The organism is Chryseobacterium sp. GVT01B, assembly GCF_019970045.1.
Classification (GTDB): domain Bacteria; phylum Bacteroidota; class Bacteroidia; order Flavobacteriales; family Weeksellaceae; genus Chryseobacterium.
The window spans coordinates 397361-410520 of sequence record NZ_JAHXYI010000005.1 but is presented as its reverse complement, the minus strand read 5'-3'; the positions used below and the strand labels follow the sequence as shown (position 1 = coordinate 410520).

At 36.3% G+C, this 13160-nt stretch carries 10 protein-coding genes; 5 read left to right on the top strand and 5 right to left on the bottom strand.

What is annotated here, in order from left to right:
• Positions 1-5: 5 nt before the first annotated feature.
• The 5 genes from LC457_RS14195 to alaS all read right to left on the bottom strand — a co-directional run bounded on the left by LC457_RS14195 (position 6) and on the right by alaS (position 9362).
• Complete coding sequence (locus LC457_RS14195) at positions 6-242, bottom strand: hypothetical protein (protein WP_223600455.1); 237 nt, start codon at positions 240-242, stop codon at positions 6-8.
• A gap of 73 nt (positions 243-315) precedes the next feature.
• Positions 316-2643, bottom strand: a complete 2328-nt coding sequence (locus LC457_RS14190) for a hypothetical protein (RefSeq protein ID WP_223600454.1) — start codon at positions 2641-2643, stop codon at positions 316-318.
• A 300-nt stretch (positions 2644-2943) separates the two neighbouring features.
• Positions 2944-4758: a cytochrome-c peroxidase gene (locus LC457_RS14185; protein ID WP_223600453.1), complete on the bottom strand. Its 1815-nt coding sequence runs from the start codon at positions 4756-4758 to the stop codon at positions 2944-2946.
• 65 nt (positions 4759-4823) lie between these two features.
• On the bottom strand, positions 4824-6302 hold the full coding sequence (locus tag LC457_RS14180) for a PhoX family protein (protein ID WP_223600452.1): 1479 nt from the start codon (positions 6300-6302) through the stop codon (positions 4824-4826).
• Positions 6303-6758: 456 nt separating this feature from the next.
• A complete protein-coding gene (gene alaS / locus LC457_RS14175) occupies positions 6759-9362 on the bottom strand; it encodes an alanine--tRNA ligase (RefSeq protein WP_223600451.1) in 2604 nt (867 codons plus the stop codon).
• 290 nt (positions 9363-9652) lie between these two features.
• Between alaS and LC457_RS14170 the strand changes: the two genes are divergently transcribed.
• The 5 genes from LC457_RS14170 to msrB all read left to right on the top strand — a co-directional run bounded on the left by LC457_RS14170 (position 9653) and on the right by msrB (position 13111).
• On the top strand, positions 9653-10564 hold the full coding sequence (locus tag LC457_RS14170; RefSeq protein ID WP_223600450.1) for a hypothetical protein: 912 nt from the start codon (positions 9653-9655) through the stop codon (positions 10562-10564).
• Between the two features lie 78 nt (positions 10565-10642).
• Positions 10643-11197 carry a sigma-70 family RNA polymerase sigma factor gene (locus LC457_RS14165; RefSeq protein ID WP_223600449.1) on the top strand — a complete coding sequence of 185 codons (555 nt, stop codon included), beginning with the start codon at positions 10643-10645 and terminating at the stop codon, positions 11195-11197.
• Between the two features lie 62 nt (positions 11198-11259).
• On the top strand, positions 11260-11472 hold the full coding sequence (locus LC457_RS14160) for a hypothetical protein (RefSeq protein WP_223600448.1): 213 nt from the start codon (positions 11260-11262) through the stop codon (positions 11470-11472).
• An 80-nt stretch (positions 11473-11552) separates the two neighbouring features.
• Positions 11553-11996 (top strand): DUF417 family protein, encoded by a 444-nt coding sequence (locus LC457_RS14155; RefSeq protein WP_223600447.1) that lies wholly within the window; start codon positions 11553-11555, stop codon positions 11994-11996.
• Between the two features lie 17 nt (positions 11997-12013).
• Positions 12014-13111: a peptide-methionine (R)-S-oxide reductase MsrB gene (gene msrB / locus LC457_RS14150; protein ID WP_223600446.1), complete on the top strand. Its 1098-nt coding sequence runs from the start codon at positions 12014-12016 to the stop codon at positions 13109-13111.
• Positions 13112-13160: the final 49 nt, after the last annotated feature.

Below are 13160 nucleotides of genomic sequence, written 5' to 3'. Positions count from 1 at the left end.
AGCTCTTAATTGAAGTTAGCTAATTTATCTGAAAACTGTTTTGAAAACTCTTTTCTGTCTTCTTCCAGTTTTTCCTGTGTAGAAGGCAAAAAATAATTAAAAAGGATCTTGTCTTCATGGTCTAAAAAGATAATTTCCTTTTCATTTCCATCAATCATCTGTGAGAAAATTTCCCACATCGGAGTGTCTTTTAATTTTAATAATTCAAAAAACTGTTCTGCTTTGATTTCGATTTTCTGCATGTTCTTTTTATATATTATCGGTGAATATTTCTGAATTTTGATTCAAAAATAAAGATTTTGTATTTTTTAGGTATTAAAACTCAAGAAACTTAAGCTTAAACTGGATGGCAAAATTTTCTCTGAAATGCGGAGTCGCATAATAACCCACTCTGTAGAATAAGCCCAGATTAAAATAGCTGGAAAGGAAATTGTTCCATTCCAAACCTACTTCCTGATACAGGTGATCCAGTTTTCTGAACTTAAACTGATGATATTCCGGATGTTTCATATCTCCGATAGTCCCTCTTAAGACGAAATCAAAGCTGGAAACATTATGCCCGAAACTCTTGAAATACCATGGCAGTTTGTGTGTAAAGTAATACGCTACGAATCTGTCATTATAGTATTTTCCACCCTCCAGAGTAGCAAACCCAAGGTAAGAAGTAAGGTTAAAATTAAAGTCTTTACCAGGAGAGGCCAATCCGTTCATCGTAAAGTTTTTCCAGATAGGAGCTCCGCCCAAAACAGCACCTCCATACAATCTGAAACCGGTAGTTCCGATTGGTGTTTTGAAATTATGAACAAACAGCGCATCAAAACGGGAATAGCTAAAATCTCCCTGCAGCATTTTGTAACTTTGTTCATAATTAAAATAGAGCTCAGGATATCTCTGGTCAATCAGAGATTTTCCCTGTGGAGTCATAATATTGGTAGAATTCGGAGAATATTTTAAGGTGAAAAGCGTGTTGAAATTTCGATAGGAAGTTCCTCTGTCTCTGAACTGATAATCAAACTCTGCTTGTTCTGTATTTCTTCTTACAGCAAGGGCAAGAGTAAGACCGTTTGTGACATCGTTCAGATAAGATAATGACATTCCTTTAAAGTGAAAATACTTGTCATTGTTTAGATTATTCCCAAAGTTCATCGTTCTCATTTTGAAATTCCAAAACTTGCGGTTGAATTCCCCAGAGGCTGTTACATCATCATACACCTCAAATCTGAAAATTGAGTTTTTTTCCAGTGTGGTTTTCATGTCAAGCCCCATTCCATATTTCCATTTTCTGTCCTTCACCCCATAGGCAAAGTAGTAATCCGGTGAAAAATAAGGGTTAAAATTTTCATTCAGTTTGGCTTTTAAACCTAATCTGAAACCTTCATAGGAGTTATAATTGACAACTTCATCTACGGCAAAGTCTACAGATCCTACTCTGATCTGCCCGTTCAGTAATCCCGATAAAATCTGTGCTTTGGTATCAATTTTATATTTTTTACCTAAACTGTCGATGGTCTTATAGGTATTTTGTTCTCTTTCCGTAAGAGGTTCCGTTCTGTAACGGTCCAGAGAATGGCCGTCAATATTTTTTACGGAGAAAGTATAGCCTTTGAAATCTTTGGGATTCTCTTCGATAGGAGCTTCAAAATCAAAATATTTTGAGGTGAGGAAAGCATAGGTGCCAAAGCTTTTTTTGTCTTTCTTATCATCAGCATGTTCCTTGTCATCCATCGCCATTTTACCCATTTTAAGCTTTGTTTTTTCATGGGCGAGGAACCATTTGTTATTGTAGAATACCCATGTGCTGGTGATAATTCCGTCGTTTTTATTTTTACTGAAATTTTCAATCTTTTTGATTCCGTAGGTTTCCGTATCTACATAAATGGCGCCGTTATACTTTCTTTTTCTGTCTGGTTTTTTGTAATTGACTTCACGGAAACGGATCACAAAGTTTTTTCTCCCGTCAAGAGTAACGGTATCCGAAAGAAAGAACCTGTACAATCCTCTGTTTTCGGGCTTCACCTGCTCAGGAACAATGTCCCTGTTACTCTGCTGGAGTGCGATCATTTCATAGATAGGCTGCTTCAGACCAGAAATTCTGTTGTCCAGAATATTGATCTTTTCACCATATTTTTTGGAATATAAAAACTCCTGTGCCCTTTCCCAGAGAAAAAGTTTACTTTTTGAAAATACTTTTCTTGCGGAAATATTATTCAACGAGTCTTTTTCCCTTTTTTTCTTGAAAATATTTAAATCATTGAAATATTGATTAAACTGTGTAAGACTGTCCTCATCAATATCCAGAGATATTTTTTCGTAAGATTTATAAGAGTAGGAACCCAAACTTTTTGGAGAGTTTTCGTTAAAAAGTTTGTTCACTTTTTTCAGAATTTCCAAAGCCCGGGGATCACTTTTATCTTCAATAACTACAGCTTCAATACTGGTGGTTTTTGAAGACTTTTTGAGCAGGGAAATCTCCATACTGCTCTCCACTGATATCGTTTCTTTCTGGTAAGAATCAGCGTCAATATCAATGTTTTTGCATCCTGTTTTAAATTCCAGAACGCCCTGTTCATTAGTGTATCCAATGACGGTGTTGTCACAGGATACTTTTGCATTAAAAACAGGCTTTTGACTGGCGTCATCCACAATCTTAATTTTTGATTGCGAATACCCCAAAAAGCAGATCAGAAAAAATAATAACAGTAAACCCCTTTTCATGTAATATTACTAGGTCAAAATTAATGATATTTATTGTTCTGGAAAAGTTTTTAACATAGTATAACATTGATTTAATCTAATGTTTTCATGGACTTTGTACCTTATAAAATTGAATGATGAGAACACTTAGGTAGTCTTTCTGTATTTCATGGAAATTTCCAATAAAAAAACTCCTGAACCCGGTTCGTTCAAGAGTTTTTGATCACTTGTTATTTTGTTTTTGATAGTTTATTGATCATCCAAGGCTTTCATAAATTCAATAATATCATCTATTTCCTTATCAGTAAGCTGTAACGGAGTGTCGGAGAGTGTTTGATTGTCTACTTTAAATCCAAAAGCTTTTCCACCGCCTTTATTGTAAAAATTCATAACTTCTTTCAATGTTTTGTATCCTCCGTTATGCATGTAAGGAGCTGTTTTATTGATGTTTCTAAGCGTAGGCGTTTTGAAGGAATGCTGCAATGAAGGTACTGTTTCATGAAATTTTCCTCTTCCCGGATCATTGTCAAAGGTTTTATTTTCACCATTGACTGCCGTTCCTAAAACCTCCTGTTCGGTTTTCTTGAAATTAGGAGGAACTGTACCATTGAATAAAGGAACAAAATGACATATTGCGCATTGGGCTTTTCCAACAAAAAGATTGAATCCACGTTTTTGGCTATCCGTCATTGCCGACTTATTTCCCCTCATATAATCATCAAAAGCAGAATTGAATTTTGACAAAGAACGAATATAACTTGCCAGGACATTCTGAAGTTGCCAAACCTCTGTTTTTTGAGAATGATAAATCTTTTTAAATGCCGCCTGATAGTTTTTATCCTGATTGATTTTGGCGAGAATGACATTCAGATCACCATGCATTTCTTCTTTATTGGAGATCACATCCGAACTCTGTCCTTCCAGGTCGTCCTTTCTCATATCCCAGAACTGACCATGTTGATAACCTGCATAGTTGAGAGAAGGAGCATTTCTTGCAAGTTCCGAATTTTCCAGGGACATAGATCTGGCAAGCCCGTCAGTAAATGCTTTCTCAGGAATATGACATGTTGCACAGCTTCGGTTATTGTTGTTGGAAAGGATTTTATCATTAAAAAGCTGGTGCCCTAGAGCTGCCTTTTCTTCAGAGAATTCATATTCTTTTCCTGGAGTGAATGCATTGGGATTAAAAGCATTTTTAGCAAAGAATGTAGCCGCATTTTTGTTTAAAGCTGTCGTTACCTCAACATCCGGAATTTTCTCCTGGTTTTTAAAATCCAGCATCAAAGTGGTGATCTTATTCAAATGATCAGGGATAAAACTGGCGTAGTCAAAAGTGTTTTTGTCTGTGTTTCTTTTCAGAACTTCAATGGCTGAATTAATTTCTGTAATGATACTTTTTAAAGCTTTGTCTTTCGAACGTTCAGTGGAAATTTGTTCCAGTGTCTCTTTGATTCCTTCCAGCGAAGAAGGCATTTCCTGTAAAAATATTCCGGAAACCGGAGTGTCAAAACCTGCAATTCCCAAACTTGAAATCCTGAAAGCTTCCTGTCTTAACGCATCAAAAACCTGGTCTTTACTAATCGTAATTACCTGAAAGTTGGTGGCTATGGTATTGCTTTTATTGATGAGCTTATTGAGCATTCTGGTCACCTCATCTTTATTTCCTTTATTATAGGGATAAAACATCTCTTCCAGAACCTGCAGTCCTTCGGGTTCAATTTCTGTATGCTCGTCCATTTCTATTTCAGGAAGGGCAGGACCATTGATAAATCTCGCAGAGTGGGGAAGGAAGTATTCTACAGCCCATTCCATTTTTTTGTAGGTTTTTCTGATATCCTGAAATTTTTCCTGAAGAAGTTTTTCGTCAGAATCTTTAGAAACAAGGGCTTTCAGTTCATTGATCTGTTTTTCAAAATCAGTATTGGTTTTGATAATCCTGTTTTTTACAGAACCAAGATCTTCATGTACGGGCTGCTGTTTATCATTTTTACAATAATAGAGCGTAAAAAGTGCTGCTGCGCAGTATAAGAAAAGGAGGATCGGGTATTTTGAAAGTTTACTCATAAGTATGAAAAAGTATCAACAGAGATTTTCTATTGATACTTTAATTTGATATGAAGGAATTAAAACTATTTTTCTACGTTTCTGATGATTACGATTTGTCCACCTTCTTTATTGGTGTTGATTCCGGAACCGTCAGGATTTTTGAATTTATCCAGCTGCCATGTGTGTGAGTGGATATTCACAGAGAATGTATTCGGAATTCCGATAATGTCAGAAATATCAACCATTGCCCCGAATTCCCATGAACCGAATTTCTGCAGATCTCCGGATTGGTTGTAAGCAGTCTGCCATGCAGTATCATTTCTGTTGTGCTTCATGTTCAACCATGGTTTATATTGTTTTGTAGCGATATTCAGCTGCCAGATGTAAGAATCGTGGTTGGCATTTTTGTAATAAGAATCTCCGTCTTCCTGGATGTATACAAAGTTTTCAGTCACACATAAGTTGTCAGGATTGATAAGATTATTTCCTGGATTGGAATCTCCTTCAGCAACCACTTCCAGCTTTCCTGTCAGCATATTGTTGGAGTTCAGAACAAGCTTATAAACTCTTCCCCACATTGTTAATCCAGCTTTCGGATTCACACCATCAGAAGATTCTCCCGTAGCGGTAAAGTAAATTTCTCTTCCTTTTCCAGCTCCTTTTCTATAATCTACATCTTCCACTCTTGAAAAACGGATGGCATTATTATCAATGTTTTTCTGGTTGATCTGAGCTCCTGTAAGATTTTTGGCATTAGGAATTTCAACGAATTCTACATCGTAGCTGCTTCCTTTCGTCATATCTGTTTCAGTATAGTTGCTGTTGGTTCTTTTTAAAGAATATAACTTTCCGTTATCAAGATCTCCCTGGGTATCGGCAACATACATGATTAATTGTCCTGCAGACTGGTGAGAAGAAGAATAAGACTGGTCTTCACCAATGATGATATAAGATTTTCCATTGGAAACATCTTTAGGAAGCGGAACTGCGTTTTCCATGGAAGCTTTTCCCAAAGCTGGTTTTACTCTTGTCTTATCTGATGCCTGCGATACTGGTGCCAATGGATTCAAAGCATGAACCATACTTTCTTCACCAGATTCCCCGGCAGTAAGAAAAGCACTGAAACCATGAGTTTCAGGAGTTGCCAATGTTGCGGAACATAATCTTGTCATTCCTCCGGTTCCATTTAAAATATATTCTCCTTTTACAGGCTTAAACGTTTTATCTAAATATACTCTTGATACAGATTGTTTGATCTCATGATTGGTGATCATCAGATAACCGTCAGAATTAGGATCTTTCATAATTCCCATACCATCCGGCTGACCTCCGAAAACGAAATCCGGAGAACCTGAAAGAACATCAGAGCTGGAAATAAGGGTGGTAATATTTAAATTTTCAAAACCAGGCATCCCAAAAACGAAAGCAGGTTCTTTAGAAAAATTTTCAATTTTGATTTTGTCATTGACAGGAGTGTCAGAGTTCCCGTTATTGTCATCATTGCAGCCTTGAAATACAAGGGAAGCAAAGAGTAGGGCTCCGATAGTTTTGTTAATTTTCATAAATAGGTTTTTTGAATTTCGATTATGACAAAACTAAAGGTATAGTGTTAACTAAGTTTTAAGAAGACAAAACAAATAGTTTAAGATTAGATGATGATTTGTTAAGATAAGGTCAATAATTAGAATGGATATAAATAAAATGTCTTATTTTCAATGATTTAATCGCTGGTGGATTTGTTTGAATAGTATACAGCTTTCCAAAATTATTTAATCTCCCGCTGATTTCACGAATTACACAGATGTTTATGGAAAAGTATGCTTTATCTGATAGAAGCATGATTATTACATAAGCTTTGTCAGAATCAATGAAGTTGATTTCCTTCTTTGCCTCCTGAAATATAAAGTATTATAGAAAATACTTTGGTTTTAAAAAAAACATATTATTTAATAAAAAACAGCCCGGCTGTCTCGATTCCGAGACAGCCGGGGCTAAAATTTATAATAGATATTTCTATTTTAGATATTCAAAGCTTTTTGGTAAGCATTTTCTAACCCTTCAAGGTTTTTACCACCAGCTGTTGCGAAGCCTGGGTTTCCACCACCACCACCTTGGATTTCTTTTGCAAGATCCTTTACGATAGTGCCAGCCTGATAATCTGCAGCCAGATCATCAGAAACACCAACAGTAATCATTGGTTTTCCGTCTGCATCAGAAAGAATGATCGTTACAGAAGCAGGGATTTCTCTCTTCAGCTGGAATACGATGTCTTTTACAGAACCTGCATCCAGAGAAGTTTTCTTTACAAGAAGCTGTTTGTTGCCTTTCTGCTCATAAGCATTTTTCCATTCTCCGATTTCCCCTTTTGCTTTTTCCTTTTTAAGAGCATCTACTTCAGCCTTCAATGATGTATTTTCTTCGATCAGTTTCTCGATAGATCTTACCACATCTTTAGACTTTAATAATTGAGAAAGCTCAATAATCTGTTTTTCAAGATTGCTGAAATACTCTTCAGATTTATCTCCTGAAATCGCTTCAATCCTTCTGATTCCCGCAGCAGCAGAACCTTCAGAAGTGATTTTGAAATGACCGATTTCGCTGGTGTTTTTTACGTGAGTTCCTCCGCAAAGTTCTTTTGAACTTCCAAACTGGATCATTCTTACGCTGTCACCATATTTTTCACCAAATAAAGCCATTGCTCCTTTCTCCAGAGCTTCCTGGATCGGAATATTTCTGAATTCCTGTAAAGCAATACTTTCCTTGATTTTCTTATTTACTTTTTCTTCAATTAATGCCAGTTCTTCCTCTGTCATTTTATTGAAGTGAGAGAAGTCGAAACGTAGATAATCAGGACCTACATAAGACCCTTTCTGCTCTACGTGAGTACCTAAAACGTCTCTTAAAGCCTCGTGCAGAAGGTGAGTTACAGAGTGGTTTGCCTGAGAGTTTTTTCTTTCAGAAGCATTTACTTTAGCATAGAAAACAGCGCCTGCATCTTTCGGAAGACCGCTGATCAATGAAATGATCAATCCGTTTTCTTTTTTCGTTTCCAGTACTTCAAAGCTTTCAACAGCGTTCTCAAGAACACCTTTGTCTCCAACCTGTCCACCTCCTTCAGGATAGAAAGGGGAGCTGCTTAGTACTACCTGGTAAAATTCTCCGTCTTTATTTTCTACCTTTCTGTATCTGGTAATATACGTTTCAGATTCAGTCTGGTCATATCCTACAAAGGTTTCAGGCTTCGATTCAAGATTTACCCAGTCATATACTTTCTGAGCAGAATCAGCTTTTGAACGAAGTTTTTGTTTCTCCATCTCAGCTTTGAAACCTTCTTCATCAATCGTTAATCCTTTCTCTTCAGCAATGATTCTTGTTAAATCATCAGGGAAACCATAAGTATCATACAATTCAAAAACCTCTTCGCTTGGTAATACTTTCTGATTATTTGCAATAGTCTGCTGAATCAGTTTTTCAACTCTGATCAGACCGTTTTCAATTGTCTTTAAGAATGAATCTTCTTCACTTTTGATCACTTCAGCAACCAGTTTTCCTTGTTTTTCAAGTTCAGGGAAGAAAGGTCCCATTTGCTCCTGAAGAACAGCCACCAATTTGTAAAGGAAAGGCTCTTTCATATCCAGGAATCGGTAAGAATAAGAAATTCCTCTTCTTAAAATTCTTCTGATTACATAACCTGCACCTCCATTTGAAGGTAACTGTCCGTCTGCAATCGCAAAAGAAACCGCTCTGATATGATCTACCACAACACGGATGGCAATATCTTTTTCGTCTTCTAAAATTCCTGTATATTTTTTACCTGAAAGTTCTTCAACTTTAGCAATAAGCGGAGTGAAAACGTCTGTATCATAGTTGGAAGACTTCCCTTGAAGCGCCATACAAAGACGTTCAAAGCCCATTCCCGTATCCACGTGCTGAGCAGGAAGCTTCTCTAACGATTTATCTGCTTTTCTGTTGAATTCCATGAAAACCAGGTTCCATACTTCTACAACCTGTGGGTGGTCATTATTTACCAGTTCAAGTCCTGAAACTTTCGCTTTTTCCTCTGGTGTTCTCAAATCGACATGGATTTCTGAACACGGTCCGCACGGTCCGCTTTCACCCATTTCCCAGAAGTTATCTTTTTTATTTCCGTTAATGATTCTGTCTTCTGAAATGTGAGACTTCCAGAAATCATAAGCATCCTGATCTCTGTCCAGATTTTCAGAAGCATCACCTTCAAAAATCGTTACGTATAAATTTTCTTTTGGAATTCCGTATACTTCAGTCAGTAATTCCCAGGCAAAAGCAATAGCCTCTTTTTTGAAGTAATCCCCGAAAGACCAGTTTCCCAGCATCTCAAACATGGTGTGGTGATAAGTATCTCTACCTACATCATCCAGGTCATTGTGCTTCCCTGAAACTCTCAGACACTTTTGGGTATCGGCAATTCTAGGGGCGGTAGGTGTTTTGTAGCCAAGGAAAAAATCCTTGAACTGCGTCATTCCGGAGTTGGAAAACATAAGGGTAGGGTCATCTTTCAGCACAATAGGAGCTGAAGGAACAATAAGGTGCCCCTTACTTTTAAAATAGTCTAAAAATTTTTGACGTATCTCTTGTGATGTCATAGTATTGCTTTTGCTTTTTTTAATATCAAATTTTGATAAGATGCAAATTTAAGATTTTTAAGCGATTTGTAATAATTTTATGCTATGTTTTGAATGGGGATGGGTTTTGATAATGAAGGGGCATCATTTTTTGATTACACCTTGTAAACCTTTTAGTTTTTTAAAACCTATAAAGTTTGAAAGCTTATCGATAAAAGCCAGCAGAGTTAAATTGTACTTGATTACAACAACAGATACAGGTTTTGTGAAGAATCAATTTAAAAGTTTTATTTTGGAGCAAAGAATTTCCTATGAAATATAGTATTGTATTTTTATTCTTAACAATGTTCATTTATTCCCAGAAAAGAGTTTCAAATACAGATGTTACCAACTTCTGGAAAGCCTATGATCTGGTACAGAAATCTAATGATTCTCTGGAACAGATGGAAATTATTAAGTCAGAATATCTGGAAAAAGCAAGTCCGGCACTTAATGCATTGATAAAAATGGATACAATGAGCGTTTCAGATTATGTCAGAAGTATTAATACAACACCGAAGCGCTGGAATAAAGTGCGTGCAAAGACACTGGAGATTGCAGAGCAGGATTATGATCTAGAAAAGCTGTATACGTCTTTTAAAAAAATCTATCCGCCGTTTCACAGTCCTCAGATTAGTTTTGTGATAGGTACTTTTAACAGAGGAGGAACCACAACCCGGGAATTTATTTTAGTAGGAACAGAAGTCGCTGCACTTACTTCACCCTCAGATTCGGAAATCAAACTGTCTACAGAGTATACTATTGCCCATGAGCTGGTTCATGTACAGCAGGATTATATCAATGGAGTGAATAATGAAGAGGAATATCGTAATCTGGATTTATTAGGCTGGGCTTTGATGGAAGGTTCCTGTGATTTTATTGCTGAAAAGCTTTTGGGAAAACTTCCTCACATTGCTTATATGGATTATGGCAGACAGCATGAGGTGCAGCTTTGGTCTGAATTTAAAAAAGAGATGTACTTATATGATACAGAAAAATGGATGTATAATGGCCCTTCCAAAGATAAACCCGCTGATCTTGCATATTTTATAGGATATACCATCTCTAAGAGCTATTATGAAAAGGCCGCAGATAAAAAAGCAGCATTGAAGGAAATAATTAATATCAATTATTCAAAAAAAGAACATCATACATTTTTTTTTAAAGCAGGCTATGGGAAATAAGATTACCTGTTATTTTGTGATTTTCCGTTTAACTTATTACCTTCGTTGTGATCTGAAATAAGACAAAAAATCCTCCACATGACAAAAAACGAAGAGTTGAAAAGCTGGATAGAACAGTATTCCGGGCCGCTTCTGAAAAAAGCGCTTTACCTGCTTTCAAATAAGGAGGATGCTCAGGACGTAGTTCAGGAGGTTTTTCTCGCTGCCTACTCGGGATATGATTCTTTTGAAATGAAAAGCCAGCCTCTCACCTGGCTGATGGCTATTCTGAACAGGAAAACTGCTGATTTTTACAGAAAAAAATATAAATCAGAACCTAATATCAGACTCGATCATTTTTTTGATGAAACAGGATCATGGAAAAATAATGATATTTTAAATGACTGGAATGTATCGGGTGAAGGTGATGAACTTTTAGATAATCAGGATTTTAATAAAACATTAGAGGAATGTATTGAGGAATTGCCCTCCAGATGGAAGATTCTGCTTAAAATGTATTATATCGAAGAAAAAAAAGCACCGGAAGTAAGTCAGGAATTGAATGTTTCTACGACTAATCTTTGGAAGATACTTCAAAGAAGCCGGATACAGCTGAGAGAATGCCTGGAGTTTAACTGGTTTTCAAGATCGTAAATGAAATGATAAGAAAAATACTACATATCCTTTTTTTACCATGCAGTGAAGCAACATTGCTCATGGAAAAACATAATGCCGATACCATTTCTGCCAAAGAAAAAAGAAAACTTAACATCCACCTGATGATCTGTAAATGGTGCAGGATGTACAAACAAAAACTGGAAATCCTGGATAAAGTTCTCGCCAAGACATTTTCTGAACAGAAAACCGAAATAAATGAATCTGAAATTCAGGATTTTAAAAATAAAATGATCGATAAATTAAATTTCTAAGAAAAATTCTGTCAGGATTGTGAAAAGGCTCCGACTATACTATTGAAAACAATAAAGTATTCAATTAAAATCTTAAAAACATGGTCGGAACAGTACACGAATCTAAAAATCAATTCACCCGGACCGGGTATTATATCTCCCTTTTCGGAGCAGCTCTTATTTTGCTGTGGATCGGTATTTTCAAATTTACCCCTACAGAAGCAGCCGCAATAAAACCTTTGGTAGAAAACCATTTCTTAACTTTTTTCGTATATAAGATTATGAGCATTCAGGCAGTGTCAAATCTTATCGGAGTGATAGAAATTATCATTGCATTACTCCTGATATTTAGTGCGAAATTTGCTGTACTGAAGAAGTATGCAGGAATAGGAATGATAGTCATTTTTCTGGTAACATTAAGCTATTTGTTTACAACGCCGGGAATATGGAAAGTGGTGGATGGAGTTCCTGTGACAGATTTCTTTATTGTAAAAGACCTGATGCTTTTAGGATTTGGATTGATGCTCGTTCAAAATAATAAGTAATGAATAAAAAGGTAAAAATGAAAAATATATTAATTGTACTCGGAATCATTCTGGGTATAGCAGTCTTTGCTGCGGGATCCGGGCTTTTCAAAAAAAACAAGCCTAATGTAGTGGAAATAAAAAAAGAAAATGAGAAAATTATGGATAACAAAAACGTTAGAGAGATTTATTTTGCAGGTGGATGTTTCTGGGGAACAGAACATTTTTTTCAACAGATTCGTGGTGTTGTAGGAACAGAAGTGGGGTATGCTAATGGAAATACCCAAAATCCTACTTATGAAGAGGTAGTAAGTCATACAACAGGTTTTGCTGAAACAGTGAAAGTGAAGTATGACCCCGAGCAGGTAGATCTGAAACTGTTAATTGACCTTTATTTTAAAACCATTGATCCTACAAGCAAAGATCAGCAGGGAAATGACAGAGGAAACCAGTACAGAACAGGAATTTATTTCACTAACAAAACAGATGAAGCTGTAGTAAAAGATGAAGTTCAGAAACTGGCAAAAAACTATAATAAGCCTTTATTGGTAGAAACTATTCCATTGAAAAACTTTTATAGAGCAGAAGATTACCATCAGGATTATCTGGATAAAAATCCGGGAGGATATTGCCACATTGAACCGGGACTTTTTGAAATGGCAAAAAAAGCAAATCCGCTTCCAAAGCCAGCCTACCAAAAACAGGATAAAAAAGTTTTAAAAGAAAAACTGACTGCAGAACAGTATAATGTTACTCAGGAAAACGGTACAGAAAGACCTTTTCAGAATGAATACTGGAATGAAACCCGCGAAGGAATTTATGTAGATATTACCACAGGAGAACCTTTGTTTATCTCTACAGATAAATTTGAATCCGGCTGTGGATGGCCAAGTTTCTCAAAACCTATTACAAAGGCTTTGATTGATGAAAAACTGGATCGTACTCACGGAATGGACAGAGTAGAAGTAAGAAGTAAAACCGGTGATGCCCACTTGGGACACGTTTTCACAGACGGTCCTACAGACAAAGGCGGACTTCGTTACTGTATCAACAGTGCTTCGCTGAAATTTATTCCAAAAGCTGAAATGGAAACAAAAGGATACGGAAAATATCTTCCGTTGTTAGATAAAAAGTAATATGAAAGGAAGGCTGCCATCTGGCAGCCTTTTTATTTTGAATCTTTAA